16 protein-coding genes and 1 tRNA gene are annotated in these 18,156 nt (G+C 37.3%); 10 read left to right on the top strand and 7 right to left on the bottom strand.

The features are described 5' to 3' along the window. Nucleotides 1-14: 14 nt before the first annotated feature. Together queD and nifB are read left to right on the top strand one after the other, a co-directional pair. Nucleotides 15-368 (top strand): 6-carboxytetrahydropterin synthase QueD, encoded by a 354-nt coding sequence (gene queD, locus BP549_RS15150; protein ID WP_292382026.1) that lies wholly within the window; start codon nt 15-17, stop codon nt 366-368. Nucleotides 369-703: 335 nt separating this feature from the next. Continuing rightward, on the top strand, nt 704-1,672 hold the full coding sequence (nifB, locus tag BP549_RS15155) for a nitrogenase cofactor biosynthesis protein NifB (RefSeq protein ID WP_292382027.1): 969 nt from the start codon (nt 704-706) through the stop codon (nt 1,670-1,672). 174 nt (nt 1,673-1,846) lie between these two features. On the opposite strand, the gene BP549_RS15160 is transcribed toward nifB, so the two are convergent. Beyond that, a complete protein-coding gene (locus BP549_RS15160; RefSeq protein ID WP_292382029.1) occupies nt 1,847-2,020 on the bottom strand; it encodes a 4Fe-4S binding protein in 174 nt (57 codons plus the stop codon). A gap of 417 nt (nt 2,021-2,437) precedes the next feature. Between BP549_RS15160 and BP549_RS15165 the strand changes: the two genes are divergently transcribed. Further along, nucleotides 2,438-3,418 (top strand): methanogenesis marker 2 protein, encoded by a 981-nt coding sequence (locus tag BP549_RS15165; RefSeq protein ID WP_292382031.1) that lies wholly within the window; start codon nt 2,438-2,440, stop codon nt 3,416-3,418. Between the two features lie 266 nt (nt 3,419-3,684). Here BP549_RS15165 and BP549_RS15170 read toward each other — a convergent pair whose 3' ends face one another. Continuing rightward, nucleotides 3,685-3,993, bottom strand: a complete 309-nt coding sequence (locus tag BP549_RS15170) for a hypothetical protein (RefSeq protein ID WP_292371479.1) — start codon at nt 3,991-3,993, stop codon at nt 3,685-3,687. A gap of 767 nt (nt 3,994-4,760) precedes the next feature. Between BP549_RS15170 and BP549_RS15175 the strand changes: the two genes are divergently transcribed. The 5 genes from BP549_RS15175 to BP549_RS15195 all read left to right on the top strand — a co-directional run bounded on the left by BP549_RS15175 (nt 4,761) and on the right by BP549_RS15195 (nt 9,447). Beyond that, the gene (locus tag BP549_RS15175; RefSeq protein WP_292371477.1) at nt 4,761-5,075 is read left to right on the top strand and encodes a DUF5611 family protein; all 315 of its coding nucleotides are present in this window, start codon (nt 4,761-4,763) and stop codon (nt 5,073-5,075) included. Between the two features lie 67 nt (nt 5,076-5,142). Further along, nucleotides 5,143-5,655, top strand: coding sequence for a chorismate--pyruvate lyase family protein (locus tag BP549_RS15180; RefSeq protein WP_292382032.1), 513 nt, complete (start codon nt 5,143-5,145; stop codon nt 5,653-5,655). Between the two features lie 197 nt (nt 5,656-5,852). Then, nucleotides 5,853-5,924 (top strand) — tRNA-Thr (locus tag BP549_RS15185). Nucleotides 5,925-7,081: 1,157 nt separating this feature from the next. Beyond that, a complete protein-coding gene (locus tag BP549_RS15190) occupies nt 7,082-8,923 on the top strand; it encodes a PKD domain-containing protein (protein WP_292382034.1) in 1,842 nt (613 codons plus the stop codon). Between the two features lie 326 nt (nt 8,924-9,249). Next, on the top strand, nt 9,250-9,447 hold the full coding sequence (locus BP549_RS15195) for a DDE-type integrase/transposase/recombinase (protein ID WP_292382036.1): 198 nt from the start codon (nt 9,250-9,252) through the stop codon (nt 9,445-9,447). Between the two features lie 427 nt (nt 9,448-9,874). Here BP549_RS15195 and BP549_RS15200 read toward each other — a convergent pair whose 3' ends face one another. After that, entirely contained in the window at nt 9,875-10,222 is a 348-nt protein-coding gene (locus BP549_RS15200; RefSeq protein WP_292371474.1) for a hypothetical protein, read from the bottom strand. Nucleotides 10,223-10,505: 283 nt separating this feature from the next. Between BP549_RS15200 and BP549_RS15205 the strand changes: the two genes are divergently transcribed. Further along, entirely contained in the window at nt 10,506-11,393 is an 888-nt protein-coding gene (locus BP549_RS15205; protein ID WP_292382038.1) for a DHH family phosphoesterase, read from the top strand. 343 nt (nt 11,394-11,736) lie between these two features. Next, nucleotides 11,737-12,057 carry a hypothetical protein gene (locus BP549_RS15210; protein WP_292371472.1) on the top strand — a complete coding sequence of 107 codons (321 nt, stop codon included), beginning with the start codon at nt 11,737-11,739 and terminating at the stop codon, nt 12,055-12,057. Nucleotides 12,058-12,484: 427 nt separating this feature from the next. Here the strand turns inward: BP549_RS15210 and BP549_RS15215 are convergent, their stop codons facing one another. From BP549_RS15215 to BP549_RS15230, 4 genes are all read right to left on the bottom strand, one after another. After that, nucleotides 12,485-13,720, bottom strand: a complete 1,236-nt coding sequence (locus tag BP549_RS15215; RefSeq protein ID WP_292382040.1) for a TIGR04279 domain-containing protein — start codon at nt 13,718-13,720, stop codon at nt 12,485-12,487. A gap of 265 nt (nt 13,721-13,985) precedes the next feature. Next, a complete protein-coding gene (locus BP549_RS15220; protein ID WP_292382042.1) occupies nt 13,986-14,861 on the bottom strand; it encodes a hypothetical protein in 876 nt (291 codons plus the stop codon). A gap of 340 nt (nt 14,862-15,201) precedes the next feature. Continuing rightward, nucleotides 15,202-16,194 carry a hypothetical protein gene (locus BP549_RS15225; RefSeq protein ID WP_292382044.1) on the bottom strand — a complete coding sequence of 331 codons (993 nt, stop codon included), beginning with the start codon at nt 16,192-16,194 and terminating at the stop codon, nt 15,202-15,204. Nucleotides 16,195-16,623: 429 nt separating this feature from the next. After that, on the bottom strand, nt 16,624-18,156 hold a 1,533-nt coding region (locus BP549_RS15230), incomplete at its 5' end, for a TIGR04279 domain-containing protein (protein WP_292382045.1).

Consider the following 18,156-nt stretch of genomic DNA (forward strand, 5'->3'; position numbering starts at 1 on the left):
AACGGAGTGTTCAGATGACAAAAATGAGATTAGGCGTTATTGACTACATTGATAGTGCACATTACCTTCCGGGGCACGGAAAATGCGGAAGAGTACACGGTCATACTTATAAAATTGAGGTCTTGGTAAAAGGGGATGTCAGGGAAAACGGAATGGTCATCGACTTTTACGATCTGAAGAAGGGAATCAAGGAAACTCTTAAAGAATACGACCACATCCTGTTAAATGAAATCCTTGAATTTCCAAGTTCCGAACACCTCTGCCAGCATATTCACTCCCGCCTACTGGAGAGATTTGGCTTTCCGCTTCAGGTCAGGGTTTGGGAAGGGGAAGGCAAATGGTGCGAAATGGACAATTTCTCTGAATAAAGAAAACTGAAGATGTTTATCCTGAGAATTTTTAGAATATTTATAATCATTCCCGCAACTTTTTCCGGAAATTTCTTTGAGATTTGAGTTCATTGAGATATTAATTCATTGAAATTGTTATCTTATGCTGGGTTTTTATATGTTTAAAGATATTTTAATATGAATATTAATTTTGAAACTGCAGGAACCTAAGGAAGGATACTAAAATTCTCCTAGATTCCAGAATGATTCAAAATGTATATCAAGTGGTGCATCGTAAATTGGGGTAGACATCCTGAAATCCCCTGTACTGAGGTTCTATTATATTTTTAAACTCCGAACGGAGGAGAACATATTTGCCAGAAGAAAACAATCCTATAACTGAGATCAACAGCCCCAAATTTGAAGAGGAGCTCCTGAGAAAAATTGCCGACCATCCCTGCTATGACAGGAAAGCCCAGCATAAGTACGGGAGGATTCACCTGGCTGTGGCTCCTTCATGTAATATCCAATGTAATTTCTGCGTCAGGGAGTTTGACTGCGTAAATGAAAGCCGCCCAGGGGTTACAAGTAAGGTTCTTACTCCGCAGGAAGCCCTTGAAAAGACAAGGCAGGTCCTAAAAGACTATCCTTTTATCAAGGTTGTCGGAATTGCAGGCCCTGGTGACCCTCTTGCCAATAAAGAGACCTTTGAGACCTTTGAACTGATAAAAAACGAGTTTCCGGAACTTACACTATGTATGAGTACAAACGGGGTCCTGCTTCCTGAAAAGCTGGATGACATTTTGCGCGTAGGAGTCTCTACATTAACGGTAACACTGAACGCAATCGACCCAGAGATTCAGGCAAAAATCGTGGATCATGTAGTTTATCATGGAAAGATCTACAAGGGAATCGAAGGCGCGAAAATCCAAATAAAGAACCAGCTTGAGGGCATCAAAGCAGCTGTAGACGCAGGAATTGTAGTCAAAGTAAATACCGTGCTCATCCCTGGCATTAATGACAAACATGTGGTTGAGATTGCCAGAAAAGTCAATGAACTTGGGGTCTATATAATGAATATCATGCCCCTTATTAACCAGGGAGCTTTTGCAAACATTGAGCCACCTACTGCAGAAGAAAGAAAAGCTGCCCAGCAGGCGTGTGAACCTTATGTCTTGCAGATGCGCCACTGCAGGCAGTGCAGAGCTGATGCTTACGGACTCCTTGCTCAGGATATGTCGCAGATGAGCGAAGAGCGCAGAAAACTAATAAAAATCCAGACAAAAGAGGATATTGAAAGAGCAAGAAAAATCCTTAAGGAAAACGGAAAGCAAAAATCTTGAAATAAGCAGGGATTTTTAGTCTAAGAATTACATTCCAATAGGAGGAGTAATTTTTAGCTCCAGAATTGAAAAACACTTTTAACTAAGAGTTCAGGATCAAATGAAAAGACGGAGTAGAGTTACTCCGCTTCTCATATCCATTTTAAAAACGTGCCTTAAATTCTACTTATAATATTATTCAATTGTGATTGCGTTGTTTGGGCAGGCGTCTTCACATGCACCGCAATCAAGGCATTCGTTTTCATCAACAACTGCAATATCATCATTGAGAGAAATTGCAGCTGCTGGGCATTCATCTACACAAGTTCCACAGCCTGTACAGGAATCGGCATCAACTTTCGCTACCATTTTTGTCAATCCTTTTTATTAGTATATAATTTTTATATATTAGAAATTGTATTAGATTGCCTTAATAGGATAGATATATTTAATAAAAAGCTGTCGCTTCTTTTTTGTAAAACAAGAATAAAAAAGATAAAGGATTAACGGAATATGTACTCACAAAATATCTCAGGATTCTTTCACAGGAGAAGGTTCGTAATCTATCTGAGGTTATCGATAGCTTACTAATAAGGTTATCTGTATTACTGATATTTATCTGTATTACTGATATATTTCCATATTCGTACTACTGATTACTTATATGTGTTTATTGTCATACTTGTATTTATACAATTGAAATTCTCATATCATACTATATTAAAATATTCTTATTTATACTACTGTAATAGTTTTATTTATTTAAAAACAAAAGGAAGCTTGACATTGAACCTTGAAGAGCTCGCAGAAAGGATAAAAAACTTCGAAGGGGTTACCCGAAAAAAGCAGATTGAGGACATTGTTTCTATTTTCGAAGCCGTCCGTCCAGAGTATCAGAACGCGATCGTTGATTTTGGAGACGATGCGGCAGTTATCGATATCGGAGGAGACGATGTTATCCTCTTTGCAGCAGATGGTATTTGGGGAAGGCTACTGGATGCCAGTCCTTGGTGGGCAGGCTATGGAGCCGTAGTCGTTAATGTAAACGATATTGCAGCAATGGGAGGTAAGCCTCTTGCTATGGTAGATATCGCTTCCTCGAACTCCGAGATTGCCTGTAAGGAACTCATGGAAGGTCTGGCTGAAGGGGTCAGGAAGTTCGGGGTTCCGGTTGTAGGCGGGCACGTCCATCCTGATACTGAGTATAATTCCATTTCCGTTGCTATTATCGGGATAGTGAAGAAAGATTGTGTTATCCGGAGTGATACCGCTCGACCCGGAGACTTTGTTATTGCAGCTTACGATATGGATGGGAAAATAGGGCCAAATTCACCTTATAGCTGGGATACTACATCGTTTAAAGCCCCGGCAGTGATCAGGCAGAGCTATCTTGTAACCCAGGAAATTGCGACACGAAAACTTGCTACTGCAGGTAAAGACATAAGTAATCCCGGACTTATAGGGACACTTGGGATGCTTTGTGAAACAAGCAGAGTTGGCGCAGCTGTAGACCTTGAAAAAATCCCGAAATCTGACAACGTGGATTTTGAGCAATGGCTAAAAGTACACCCCGGAACAGGCTACGTATTTACTGCAGATCCGGAAAAGGCCGAAGAATGCATAAAGGTTTTTGAAGAAGCTGGGCTTACAGCTGCCATTATCGGAAAAATTGAAGCTGGCTCTAAACTCGATATGTATGATAAAACAGATAGAGTTACGGTATTTGATTTCTCAAGGGAAAGCATTACAGGCATATGTTCCGAATAATCGGAACCTTCCTGCCCGTATTTTCTTTTTAATACCTTTTATCTCATGACGTTTTTACCTTTTGACATTTAATCTTTTAAGTTTAATCTTTTAAAATTTAATTCTTTAAGTTTATCTCCGCGTTTTCTTCAAAAAAGATTAATTTATTGTTTTTTTCAATCCGGAATTTTTTGTTCTCCAGGTTACTGGCCTGAAGAAATTTAACCGGATTGAGAAAGCTTAAAGTGATTACTTGAGATTTAACCGAATTTAGAAAATTTAACGGGTTACTGGCCTTCTATCCAGGCTTTCATTTCTTCATAGAGGAATTTCTCAGCAGCCTGAACCTTTTCCAGAGGACCACGGAGAACCAGTAGTTCTCTTTCTTCACTGTTTGCTACGCCTACGAACATCTTCCTAGTTACAGGCTCAAGTCCGAACTCTTCAACAATGTCGTAAATAATAGACACAACGGTGCCTGGAGGGATTATAAGGTCATAAAGTTCTTCAATTTTCAGATCACCGCATTCTTTGTCCTTTTCTTTCTCAAGTTGCTTTGCGGCAACTAATTCTTCCAGATTAAGTGTCTTATGCATCCTGGGGTCACCTTCATAATTCTTTTGCTTATAATTTCTATCAATTTCTTATAGCTTCTATAAAAGAGAAGCAGATTTAGTCAGACAGGTTTTTGTTTGCTCATTGTTAAAGCAGTGAATTAAATAATCAAATTAAATGGTCAGATATGTCAGGCAGTTAATCAGGCCTCTGTTTGTATCAACTTATGATAGGTATGATCATATTTATGATTGATTCTTGCGAGCATTATCTATTTCGGGTTGAATATTTAACTAATAAAACTATTGTGAAACTATACAATTATGCCACAAAACTCAATAAGTTAGATTACAATTCGATCTTTAATTTCATACTAATCTCTGAAATTGAAACTCTAGAAAAAGCTACAGAAAAAATAGAGAAACTGTGGCTTATATCAGGTAAAATATTATGTATCTTGAATAAAATGGAACTCTCTTTAAGAGAATATAGGGGAAATCCGCATTCAAATTTGTGTGGTATTGATTGAATTTATTCAAATTCATATTAAATTAATGGCCAATGTTAAATATTAGCAGAACTGAATTATTAGAGATATATTATAGAAAATCGTGTCTTTTCCTTACTTGACAAAATGTACTGGAGTGTAACGAAATGCGCTAGATGTAAGGAAAATGTACTGGAATATTGGAAATATAATGGTAAGTAAGGGAATGCAAGGGAAAGGTTCTAAGCAAATCGATTCTAAGCAAACTTTATCTGAGATGAAAATCTCTTATAGATGAAAATCTCTTATAAGAGGATAGCAATGCAGCAGTATAAATTGAAGCGTGGTTTTAAGCCTGATGTTGACAGGATTTACTCTGTAATGACAGAGTGTTTTCCCGGGGAAATCTCCAGAAATGAAGGAGTCCTTGAGACCTCCTTTGGAGCAATGTCAAAGATAAAAGTCTGGATTGAGAATAAAATGCTCTCTGTGGACACAGTTTCCGATAAAACCGTAAATGATAATGAAATTGTCCTGCAGACTAATAAGGCCTTCAGGGATTTCCTATATAAGGCGACTGGATATACGGCAAAAGAGCGCATAAAGAATGCCAAGAAAGAAGTCGGAGGGGAGTAAAACTCCTAACGACTTAATCCTGTTTTGAAATTTTTACCACCTGGCATCCCTACCTTGAGGTATCTTTTTGAGTGGCGATTTTCTAGACAAATTGAAGAGCTTTGAGATTCCCACCTGCCTGCGTGTCTGCTGCGGAACCGACGGCTCTGTGACTTTCCTGCTGGAGATAATGACCCGAAAGCCGGTAAGTGTAATAACTGAGTCCCAGTATACCGTTAAGGCTGACAAAGCGATGGCTGCCCTTCTGGGCGTGGAAGAAGGCAGTGAGGTAAACGACAGGGTAGTCCGGCTCTCCGCAGGGGGCACTACTTTTGTTTATGCAAGATCTCTCTCTCCTTTGGAACGCATGCCTAATACAATGAGAGAGCAGCTCATGCGGGCGGATATCCCGATTGGTCGGATTCTGCGCAGCCATAACCTTGAGACGAGGCGCGACATGGGCGAGCTCGAAATCCTGGAAGGGGAACCTACTTTCGACGGCATACCTGTCCTTTCCCGCTCCTATAAGATAGTCCACAACAACTACGTTCTTATGTGGATCAACGAGCGCTTCCCGATCGATGAGCGCTGGAATTTATAAAGGAAATCTCAGGAAAAGGCGAACTAAGCAATAAAATCGGAACAAAATGACCTTTTTCAAGCAAATTTCCTCAATTTATTTAAAATAAAGTTGTATCTTTTTTAGCAGTTTGGAGAAAAATCTCCATTTTTCTTGCTGTCAGTCGAAACCTTTATATCTCTGCTGTGATATTTTGGAGATGCTCTTAGAGCAACAGTGCCTTGGTGGCTTAGGGGTATAGCGCGTCCTTGGTAAGGACGAGGTCGCGGGTTCAAATCCCGCCCGAGGCTTCTTTTATTTTTTATTTCTCTTTTAATCTCTTATATATTTTATATTCAAAGCTTATTTTTGCAGAAGATATCTGGGTGATAGTGAGCATTTTAGATTAAAAATTTTTTCATTTTTATAGAATTTTTCTATATCAGTGTTAAAACTAAGATATTAAGATATAGAATGCTAATTTTGGACAATAGATATACATTTAGAATTTTCTCAATTAAGGTACCTCTAAAAACAAATTTTTTAGAGAAATAATCTATGATAATCTTTTAAGTAGATAAATGATCGAGATTAAAACTTTATTTATTCACGACTTTTTTCTATTTGTAACTAAGGCATTTAATGTCACTTTCATTCATACAAAATTCGATTTTAAAAGCAAGGAAAAAAGATGTTTAATCAATAATTGAAGCATTTAAGTTCTCTAAATAGCAAATAAATTGTTTAATGACTTTACCTTAATTGGGGAGGTAATGATGTTACATTTAATTGGATAAATAAGGCTTAATACTCCTTAAAAACTAAACAAGAAAAGAATGGATTCTTTATATATCTTTTCCAGTCTTGAATGCCTAAAGTCTATCTAGGTCATTGTTGTTATTTGAAACAGCCTAAAAGTATTGTTTGACTAGATGATGTAAGTCTGGCTTGTCTAAGTAAATTCTATTATTAAATACACAACCCCAACTTGTGCAAAAAATAAGAGCATAGGCTAAATAAGAGGTACTGGGCGGGGAAGGATAACCCTGCCTTGGCTTGAGTGGGGTCAGGGAGCAAATAAGACCTGACCCCGATGATGGCAGACCAAACCTAGGAAATAGGTCTGCATACTAATATCACTGTTCAAAATATTTAAGCGTTTTTACTATCTGCTTTTCAGAAACATTAGGATTCATTTTGTTTGTTGGAACGCTAGTTAAGTAGCGTGAATAATCTCAATGAAGATGTAGAAACATTTTCTTTTTTACATTTATGATAATTCAGGCTTAAAAGTTCCGGAAGAATCTAGACCTTCAATCATTAAAAAAATATTCATTCTTTCTCTAAAATAGTTAAACAAAGCTCATTTTTAGAAAATTTTAATCCAAGTATAAAAACTTAAGTATGTTTTCTAAATATTGAATAATGGAGTTAAAACTCCTGAGTTATAATGTAGAGGTGAATAAAAATGAATAAAACAAAGACTCTATGTAAGATAGGTTTAGTTTCAATAGCTCTAATCTTACTTTTGGTTTCGTCTGCAGCATTAGCAGTTACTGAGAATGATACCGGAAACGCCACTATAAAAGATGATTACGTTCCGTCTACAGCCTTGGCAACTGCTGAAAAAAGCGCTTCGCTTCAGACCACTGAAACTAAGATAAGTACCAGCGGATTCGCACACAATCCTGCTATCTACGGTAATAAAATAGTATGGGAAGATCGGTTCGATGGATACGATATCTACATGTATGATCTTTCCAGTAAAAAGGAAACTCAAATAACCACCACTGGGCACTCAGGCATAAATCCTGTCATTTATGGTGATAGAATAGTATACTCTAGCTACGGAGGTTCGGAAATATACATGTATGATCTTACCACTAATAAGGAAACTCAAATAATCACTAGCGGACACGGAGACAATCCTGCAATCTATGGTAACAGGATAGTATGGGAAGATTATCGCAGCGGAAACGCCGATATCTACATGTATGATCTTTCCACTAAAAAGGAAACTCAGATAACTAGCAGTCCAGATGCTCAGACGCATCCTGCTATCTATGGTGACAGGATAGTATGGGAGGATGATGGTGGAGATGATGATGGTTGGGCAAATCATGGTATCTATATGCACGACATCTCCACTAATAAGAAAATGAAAATTAGTGCCACTGGATCAGCATGGGACCCTGCTATTTACGGTAACAAGATAGTATGGCAATATCAACGCAATGGAAACGGTGATATCTACATGTATGATCTTTCCACTAAAAAGGAAACTCAGATAACTAGCAGTGCAGATTTCCAGGCACGTCCTGCAATCTATGGGAATAGGATAGTGTGGGAGGATGATGGTGGAGATGATGATGGTTGGGCAAATCATGGTATCTATATGCACGACATCTCCACTAATAAGAAAATGAAAATTAGTGCCGGTGGATTAGCATATTGGCCTGCTATTTACGATAACAAAATAGTATGGGGATATTCAATTGATGCTGGAGAAGAAAATATTTACATGGTCACTGTTTCAGAACCGGAACCAATACCACCTGTTGCTGCATTTTCTGCCTCTCCAACTTCTGGAAATGCTCCACTGAAAGTTCAGTTTACTGACAAGAGTGCCAATAGTCCAACTTCCTGGAAATGGAGTTTCGGAGATGGAACATATTCAACAGACCAGAATCCGGCGCACACTTACAACAAACAAGGAAAATATACTATCTCCTTGACTGTAAAGAATGCAAAAGGAAGCAATACGGTTACAAAGTCCAGCCACATAAATGTTGCAGCTCCATTGAAGTCTCCCGTTGCTGCATTTTCTGCCTCTCCAACTTCTGGAAATGCTCCATTGAAAGTTCAGTTTACTGACAAGAGTACAGGAACTCCGACAAAGTGGAAATGGAGTTTCGGGGATGGAACGTATTCAACATCCAAAAATCCCGCACACACATATAGTAAGGCAGGAAAGTATACAGTGTCACTCACATCAAGCAACTCGGCTGGAAGCAACACATTAAAAAAATCAGGTTATATAAATGTTGCAGCTCCATTAAAGGCTCCAGTTGCTGCATTCTCAGCTTCTCCAAGGTCAGGAAAAGCTCCACTGAAAGTTCAGTTTACTGACAAGAGCGCCAATAGTCCAACTTCCTGGAAATGGAGCTTCGGAGATGGAACATATTCAACATCCAAAAATCCTGCACACACATATAATAAGGCAGGAAAGTATACTGTCAAACTGACAGTAAAGAATGCTAAGGGTAGTAATACTAAAACCATATCTGGCTATATTGTAGCCAAAAAATGAATCGAGTAAAATAATTAAAACATCAGGAGGATTAGAGAGGAGTGGGGAGAGCTTTTTAAATCATTTAGTAGAGGGCATTTCATTAGAGGTTCTATTGCAAAAAATTATGAAACGAATTCACTAAAATAAGTAGGAACTTAGAAATATATATTATGCCAGTAAATTCCTTTAAATGAAGCATATGAAGAGGAAATTATCCTATTGAAACGTAAGATGGTACTTAAAGTATGCATTAAGCTACAGATATTTTAAGGAAATGATGGCAGAAAGGAGAATAACAGTCGATCATACAACAATCATGAGATCGGTACATCAATAAAGACCCAATGAATGTTTCATGGAGAGTTGATGAGACTTATATAAATGTAAAATGCGAATGGAGATATCTTTACAGAGCAGTTGACTCTGATGGAAACGCAATCTATTTCGTGCTAAGTGCAAAATGGAATAGAAAAGCTACAAAGAAATTTCTTAAGAAAGCTTTGAGTTCAAACTACAATGATTCTGAGAAAAACAACAGTTGATAAAAATAAATATTGTCCTCTTGTTATACATGAACTGAAATATGAAAAGAAGTCGTTTTTGTCTAAAAATGTTGAGATTAGACACTTAAAATGTTTGAATAACATTATAGAACAATATGGCAGGCTATTAAGTGGATACTTGCTCCAATGCTAAGCTTTCAGTCTTTTTGTTCTTCAAGTAAGACTTTAAAATGGAATGAAGCTTTGAATTTGATTAAAAAAGGACAAATCAAGAATCTAAACTATTCAGGTTTTGTCACTTATCTATGAAGCATAGACTCAATCATAAAACTCTAAAAATAAAACTACTGATAATCGAAAATAAGAGTGCTACTCTACCTATCATTCATGTTGTCAACTAGTTTTCTGCGGCATTCTATATAAATTAAGGTAAAATAAGAAAAAGTTTAGAGATTAACTTATTCATTTAATCTAGTTCTTCTTCCTCTTCAAGATTCATGAATTCTTCATAACAGGTGATACAGATACATTTATCGTCTGAGGATATTTCTTTAAAGTCTATCTTGGGCCCACCAGGTTTTACGGTTCCCATCCTTAGTATATAGAAGTGCTCGCCTAATTCGACTGGCTGTCCACACCTCGAACATGTAAAGGGTGGATTCTCAACTGAATCAGCTGCACACTCAATGCATATCAGATCGGACTTATCTCCATGAACGTCCTTGAATTTTATTGGTTTCATATCCTGACTAGTATCCACAACCAGCACATCTTCTAGCAATTCCCTACCACAAATATTGCAAAATTCCTTCATTTTGTCGCCCCCTTATTGTGTTTCCTCTATTCTCAAGAGGATTTCTTCCCGAAATTATCTACTAAGCCTTCATATGTTTTTTAGCGTCTCCGCTTTTCACCCCACTTTCCTCCTTTTTTCTTATACTATACTTATATCGAACTAATATTTAAAAATATTTTTATCTAAATATAACCACTTGATGCAGTATTTTCCACATCGAGTTTTCTTTAAATATATCTTGAAATGAACTATGCAGTAGAATACATGATAGTGAAATCCTGTAAAATAAGGGGAATTGAAAATGATAGATGATAAACGCATGATTTTAATTTATTATCATGATGATAATGACGGGTGCTGTGCAGCTGCTGTCGCTGGAAACTACTATGACCGTAATCAATTTGCCATAAAATTTGTTGCTATAAATTATGGTAAAGAATCTTGGAGTGAGGATGAAATAAAGGCAGCCGAAAAAGTATGGCTTGTTGACTTTACCAGCGATAAGATGGATGAATTCGTAAAGGTTTGCGGGCCTAAACTGATCTGGATTGATCATCACAAGACCGCTGTGGAGAAATTTCCGGATCTTTGGTATTCGAGTAGTATTCCAGGCATTCGTTCCCTTGAAAATGCAGCCTGTATACTTACATGGGAGTTCACACATCCTGAGGACATTTCGTCTCCTGTAGCTGTAGCTTATATCGGGGATAAGGATATGTGGAGGTTTGAATATCCTGAGACCAGAGCTTTCAGTGCAGGCTTCAGTCTAATGGTTAAAACCCCTGATAATCCTGTATGGGATCAACTTCTTGGTTTGAATTATGAGAATACTGTAAATAAAATGATATCCCTCGGTGAATTGCTCTTGGAGGCTCAAAATTACAAACTCAAGAAAGCCTTCGATCGTGGTGTAGATTTCACTTTCCATAACTGGAGGGCCAGGCTTGTAAACACTACCGGGAACATCTCCGAGCTTGGAGAATTCATCTACAAGAAACCTGAATATGATATTGCTATTATGTGGCAGGCCGTAGAGGATATGGTAGTATTCAGCCTTAGGTCTGATTCAGAAAATCCTGACTCTCCTGATTGTGCCAAAATTGCTCAGCTTTATGGCGGAGGAGGACATAGGAATGCTGCTGGGTTCCAGAAAAAAAATGTAGACTTTTCACACCTTCTTTTTACATAAATCAAAGCCTTGTAAGTGAAGACATAATCTGTTTTTATATGATATTTTGCTGTCTACGCGTCACTAAGGCAATTATTCTATTTTTTGTTTTTAGTGTGAAGTTTAAAAATCCCTAAGTCCTTGGAACTGTCCAACGACTTCTTTTAGTAATTATCAAAATTTCCAAACTTTGAGGACTTTTGATCCTTCCGTACTATACAAAATCTAATGTGATTTTTTCCAAATATAATTTATTCATATCTGGTATTTTAGAAAAGTATTTATATTTTAAAACTACCATGTTTAATAAAATTAGTCCGTATATGTAAATAATATTACTTGCTATTGACTTGGGGGTTAGTTTATGTTTAAATATATAATTCAGTTCTATAATATGAAAGGCTTGACTAAATGCCCTTTAAAGCAAGGTCTGGTTTATCTAATAAGTAATTTTGAGAAAGTGAAATTTAATCCCCTGTACTGGTTTACCCTGCCAGGTTCTATTCTCTGGTCTGGTGGGTTATACATAGGCTTCTGTTTATTACGGACTTATTCTCTTGGCGAAAGCCTTGCCTTCGGGCCGACGGTTTTGATGGTTATGAGTTCCTTTATAGGGATGGGTATGACTTTTACCGGAATTTTGCTCCACTCTATCTCGGGTTTATTAAGGCATCTACATGAATAAACTGTGAACTCAAAATGACTAATCCTAACTCCAAAAATTTACTCAATAGCTCTTTCCTGTAATGGATTTTTCAGCCACGAATAGCTTTTCAATAGTTTTTTTGCCGCGGATGTTTTCTTCTATGTGTTTTTTTGCCAAATTAAAAATAAAAAGATCATTGACTGAAAAACTTATTGAGTAATTGTGGTTTGAAACTATAAATTTAAGATTTTACAAATAAAAATAGTGAAAAAACCGCGATATAAAAGTGAAAAAATCAAAAAATTAAGGGTTCTATAAAAGAACCCATTTTTCAGGCCTTTGATTCTTTTCCGTTTTTCAGAGTTTTAACCTGTTAGATTTTACCTTTTATTTCTACTGATATATTCAGATTCTAACTCTGTTTCCAGAATCCTGAATTTATGTCAGCTTCTGAGTACTTCTCTAGTTATATTGGTGAAGTTCCGGCTGTGCATATGGTCAGTTCTTTCTGGTCTATGCCTACAAGGCCTTTACCTTTTTCATAGGCGCCTGTAAAGAGGAGGTAGTCTCCTGGCTGGAGGTCGAAGGTTGTCAGGGAAAGAGTATCCTGGTTCTTCTCGCCTATGCTTATAGTACCGTTGCCTTCTCCAATAATAGTCTGGATTTCGTTTGTAAGTTCACTCTTACTTAACTTGGACTTATAATTTGTGGAGTTAATGCATAGGTCATTGACAAGATCGATATCGTTAACGAAAATCTCTGTTCCGTCTCTTGTTCCGTCGCTGTTGACGCTTATTTCAGCTTTATAAGCCTCTTTCTTTATCAGCATGGCACCGTATGTGTATTCTCCACCAGCGGGTGCATCTTCCAGGCACATCTCAACGTCAAGGTTATCTCCTTCTTCAAAAGTGTCAACTGCATCTGTTTCTAGTTTGTAGTTGACTACTTCAAAGGCGGTTGCTGAAAGAACTTTCTTTTCGGCGCTGGATTTTTTCTTTTCAGTTTTATCCTTTTTATCTTCGTTGTCAGCAAGTGTTATGAGGATGCCGTAACTCCCTGGTTCAAGACAGTCAAAGGTAAGCGATCCAGTCAGGTCACCATTCTTATCCAGAGTTGCGCATGTTTTGGTGTAAGAATTCGTGCCCTCGTTAAAAACTTCTTCAAGGCTTTTGCTCTCGTTATCCACAAGGTCAATGGCCTCTTCGATGGAATTCACACCAATTCCTTTGACAAGATAAACATTCACTTCCTGCTTCTTAAAGGCTGAAGGACCATTATAGTCCATTGTCACTTTCTGGTCTTCAGTATAAAATGGATGTGTGGAGTAAGGGTACGTAAATTCCAGTTCAGTGTCTTTCTCCTTGTCTGACTTTGGTTTTGTGTTGGGCTTTATCTCTGGATTTAGTTTCAGTGTAGTTCCGTCCCTCTCCAGGGTATCCGTCCCACAGTAACTAAAGCTAAGAGGTTGTGGAAGCTGGATTTCTTTTCCTCCACTGAGTTGAATCCAGCCACCTTCAGTTTGGCTGTCATCGTGATCTGCAAAAAGAACATTATCTCCATTTTTCTCGATAGATGCAACCCAGAGTCCCTTTTCGGAAACAGCTGCTGATACCGAAATAAGTGCGAAAATGCAGATTAAAACCGCGAAGGTTAATTTACATCTTCTGAGACTTATCTCATTTGTTTCTATTTTTTTCTTCAATAGTTACACCCCTAAATTAACATTTATTGTTTTATCCCGGATTTTTGCTATGTATTTTTTACTTTTGTTTATTATCTACTTTATTAATTATTAAGCTTTCATCCGCGAATTTCTTTTTTAATAAATTTCTCTTTTAATTAAATTAATTATCATTCATATATTTTATCTACAAGAGATGTCTACTATTAATATGTATTTATAGTTTATCGAAATACTATTCAATATATTATATTAATTAATGTATCTAAATCTATTTACTAATTTTTTACGACTTCCTTATTTTTAAATAAACTAAGAACAATATTAATCCAACTAATATTCCTGCTATCCATACTTTCTTCGATTTCGTGTCAAAGGAGCTTCCAATAAATTTCTTTTCGTTGGAAGTGTTTTTTTCCTTTACTTTTTCTTCGTTTACTCCATCGGTTGTTTTTCCAGTTTTCTTCTCATTTGTTTCCTCGGCTTTTATATCTCTCGAATTTATTCCCGAAGAAGTTGTTTCCGAAGGCTGTAATTTTATCTGTTTTGTAATATCTCCAACTTTTACTTCAAAATCGCCTGCTGGTATAGACTTAGTATTATATTGATAGCTTAGACTTCCTTCAGAATCTACCTCTATCTCTTGCATGGCTTTTATCTTGAGCTTTACCTCAGAACCAGTTGACTTTCCGTCTATCCTGATCTGATATGTTCCTGGAGGTACAGTTTTCTGGGAAACGGTAGCAGTGCCATCTTTTGCCTCTGCACTTTTAGTTAGCCACAGGAGCATCTTTGCTCTCACATTTAAGTCTTCGACTCCTTCCGCTTGCACGGTAAAGCTGTTGTCGAAGCCAGAGGGAATAACTACATTTTCAAGTATGTACTCGTATTTTCCGTCCTGAACTTCTACCTCTTTTTCAAAGGTTACTACCACTTTTGCCGTCTCGCCCTCAAAACCGTTCCCTTTTATCTCCATTATATCCCCCACAGCAGGATTTTCGGGGATAAATTCCCAGCTGCTTGAGGCAGCTGCTGCTCCGGGAGATATAATAAGGAACAGGCAAACAGAAAGCAAAAACAGTAATCTCAAACTTTCCTTATTCTTAGGGTTTTTGATTAATGTAAGAACGGGCTTTAATATCTTAGTTTCGTCAGGAAGCAATTTTTCTAACCTCTCATCTTGGTATTCTTTTGACTAGAAAGGCTATTGTCCATTGGAATAGGTGTTAATAAAAAACTGTATTATACCTGGACTAATCATAACTAGTCTATACAGATATAAAGACAAATGATAAAACTAGTTTATATATTTTGCTTTTTAATATTTAGCACCGTCTGCAGTAAAACATATTTTCGTATCCATGTTTTCGTGTCCGGGTATATGGAGAAAGGGTTGTAACTTTCGACATCCTTTCTCTCAATCTCTTTTTTAAGTTTTCCTGTTTTTGTTAAAGCAGGATGGAGATTCTCCATCCTGGCTTTCTGGGTTTATTTTATTGCTTTTACTTCCATTTTCTCAGTACAGCAAGCCCTATCAGGAGTGTTCCTGCAAAACCTAACATGAAGGAGGGAACTTTTGGAGGATTTCTTACCATTTCTGTTAATGTTTTTGCCTTAATGTGCGGCTTGATCTCTTCGAATATGAATGTTTTTGGATTTTCTAGAATGGACTTAATTCCCATTAGAGAAGATACTTTATTTTTCATTAAAGATATGTTATCCCCAATATTATTCTCAGAGCTGGATTTCAAGCCCGATCTGTGTGAGTTTCCATTGGATTCCTTCATCTGTTCCTGGTCTTTATCTCCAAGGCTTGCATTATCTTCTTTTTCACTTGAATTCTGTTCCGTAGAAGAGTTTGCTTCCGAAGGCAGGCTTTCATTATTTTGTTCTTCACTCACATTCTGTTCCGTAGAAGAGTTTATTTCCGAAGGCAGGATTTTTGAAGGCCGTAATTCAATCTGCTTTGTAATGCCTTCGACTTTTACTTCAAAATCTCCAGCCGGTATAGACTTAGTACTATATAGATAGCTTAGACTTCCTTCAGAGTCTATATCTATCTCTTGCATAGCTGCTATTTTGAGTTTTACGTCAGAACCAGTTGCCTTTCCATCGATCCTGATCTGATATTTCCCTGAAGGAACACTTGTTTGGGAAACGGTAGCAGTGCCATCTTTTGCCTTTGCACTTTTAGTTGTCCATATGAGCATCTTTGCTCTTACATTTAAGTCCTCGACTCCTTCTGCTTGCACGGTAAAGCTGTTATAGGAACTGGAGGGAATTACTATATCTTCAAGTATGTACTCATATTTTCCATTCTGAACTTCCACCTCTTTTTCAAAGGTTACTACCACTTTCGCCGTCTCACCCTCAAAACCGTTCCCTTTTATCTCCATTATATCCCCCACAGCAGGATTTTCGGGGATAAATTCCCAGCTGCTTGAGGCAGCTGCTGCTCCGGGAGATATAATCAGGAACAGGCAAACAGAAAGCAAAAACAGTAATCTCAAACTTTCCTTATTTTTAGGGTCTTTGATAAATGTAAAAACTGGCTTTAATATCTTAGTTTCGTCAGGAAGCAATTTTTCTAACCTCTCATCTTGGTATTCTTTTGACTAGAAAGGCTATTGTCCATTGGAATAGATGTTAATAAAGAACTGTATTTTATGCCTGGACTAATTATAAAAATTCTATACAGATATAAAGACAAATGATAAAACTAGTTTATATATTTTGCTTTTTAGTATTTAGGACCGTCTGCAGCAAAACATACCTTCGTATTCAGATTTTTGCATCCAGGCATAGGGAGAAAGGACTGTAACTTTCTACATCCTTTCTCTCAATCTTTTTTTAAAGTTTTCCTGTTTTTGTTAAAACAGGATGGAGAATCTCCATCCTGGCTTTCTGGATTTATTTTATTGCTTTTACTTCCATTTTCTCAGTACAGCAAGCCCTATCAGGAGTGTTCCTGCAAAACCTAAAAGGAAGGAGGGAACTTTTGGTGGATTTTTCACCATTTCTACCAATGAGTTTGCTTGAATGTATGGCTTTACATCCTCCAATATGAATGATTTTGGGTTTTCTAGAATGGACTTAATTCCCATAAGCGGAGAGACTTTGAATTTCAGTGATGAGTTACTATCGAATGTATTTTCTGAGCTGGATCTCACGCCCAATCCATATTTATTTTCAGCGGATATCCTCAACTCTTTCTGGGCTATACCTGCTAGACCTTCACTATTTTCATAGGCGCCTGTAAGAAGCAGATAGTCTCCTGGGGGAAGGTCGAGACTTTTCAGGGAGAGGGTGTCCTGGTTCTTCTCTCCTATACTTATAGTACCATTACCCCCTCCAATAAGGGTCTGGATTTCGTTCTTAAGTTCATCTTTTTCATTTTTGGATTCAGACTTCATCAAACTAGTTTCCAAACTCTTTATAATGTCAACACCGTTCACGACAGGTCTGACTCCAACTGTCATCCAGCTTGGATTCTTACTTTCAGACACTGTATAGGCATCATCTTTTATCAGTACAGCCCAGTAGGTATAATTCTTCTGAGCAGGCGCATTCTTCAGATTCAGGTTGACTTCTAAGTCTTCACCTTCCGTGAGTGTATACGGAGCTCCGGCCTCCATTTCGTATTCGAGAACTTCAAAATAGTTTGCTAAAAGAATCTCTTTTTCCGATTCAGGATTTTCCGTTTCGTTTCCTGCAAGGATTATAATAATCCAGTAATTGCCAGCTTGAAGAGGGCCCAGTGTCAGTGGAGTAAGGTCTCCGTCTTTGTTCAAAGTCGCAGGTATCTGGATGTAAGATTCTGTATTATTGAAGATATCTTCGAAGCTAATCATGCTCCCATTCATGTTGCTTGAAATCTCTTTTTCTGGAACGTTCGAGTTGCGTTCCTTGACAAGATATATATCAACATTCTGCTGTCCAAAAGCCTCAGGACCATTATAGTTTAACTTCAAGCTCTCGTTTACGGTATAAAATGAACGAATGGAATAGGGATATGACAGTATGAAGTTCAGATTGTTCCAGCTATTTTTCTCTGTTTTTATTTCAGGTATTACTGACTCATTTCCTTGGATGTCTGTCCAGTTATATACCTTTATCTCCGTCTTTACTTCCTGATTTCCTAGACTTGTCATCCAACTGGAAACATTCACTTCAGTTTTCACTACCTTACATTCCACAATTTTTGTGCCATTGCATGTTTTGATTTTTGATTCTTTTTTAACTTCATTAATATCTTTGCTGACTGCTCGGTCTATTGTTTTTATTTTTTGTACTTCTTTTTTTGATTCATTGTCCACTTCGGTAATATCTTCGTCGATTGTTCTATTTATGGTTCTTACTCTTAATCTATGGTTAGGTTTATCATTTTTTTCTTCAACTTTGTTTTCTACATTTTCGGGACTTTTTTCTTCTCCTATTTGTGTTTCTGTATTGTTTGT

Source organism: Methanosarcina sp. UBA289, assembly GCA_002496565.1.
Taxonomy (GTDB): Archaea; Halobacteriota; Methanosarcinia; order Methanosarcinales; family Methanosarcinaceae; genus Methanosarcina.

What these genes read in the sequence shown, in the direction of transcription:
- BP549_RS15170 (WP_292371479.1), bottom strand. Translation starts at nt 3,993, where the DNA reads ATGCATAAGACACTTAATCTGGAAGAATTAGTTGCCGCAAAGCAACTT.
- BP549_RS15205 (WP_292382038.1), top strand. Translation starts at nt 10,506, where the DNA reads ATGATAGATGATAAACGCATGATTTTAATTTATTATCATGATGATAAT.
- BP549_RS15190 (WP_292382034.1), top strand. Translation starts at nt 7,082, where the DNA reads ATGAATAAAACAAAGACTCTATGTAAGATAGGTTTAGTTTCAATAGCT.
- BP549_RS15160 (WP_292382029.1), bottom strand. Translation starts at nt 2,020, where the DNA reads ATGGTAGCGAAAGTTGATGCCGATTCCTGTACAGGCTGTGGAACTTGT.
- BP549_RS15200 (WP_292371474.1), bottom strand. Translation starts at nt 10,222, where the DNA reads ATGAAGGAATTTTGCAATATTTGTGGTAGGGAATTGCTAGAAGATGTG.
- BP549_RS15195 (WP_292382036.1), top strand. Translation starts at nt 9,250, where the DNA reads ATGAATGTTTCATGGAGAGTTGATGAGACTTATATAAATGTAAAATGC.
- queD (WP_292382026.1), top strand. Translation starts at nt 15, where the DNA reads ATGACAAAAATGAGATTAGGCGTTATTGACTACATTGATAGTGCACAT.
- BP549_RS15210 (WP_292371472.1), top strand. Translation starts at nt 11,737, where the DNA reads ATGTTTAAATATATAATTCAGTTCTATAATATGAAAGGCTTGACTAAA.
- BP549_RS15175 (WP_292371477.1), top strand. Translation starts at nt 4,761, where the DNA reads ATGCAGCAGTATAAATTGAAGCGTGGTTTTAAGCCTGATGTTGACAGG.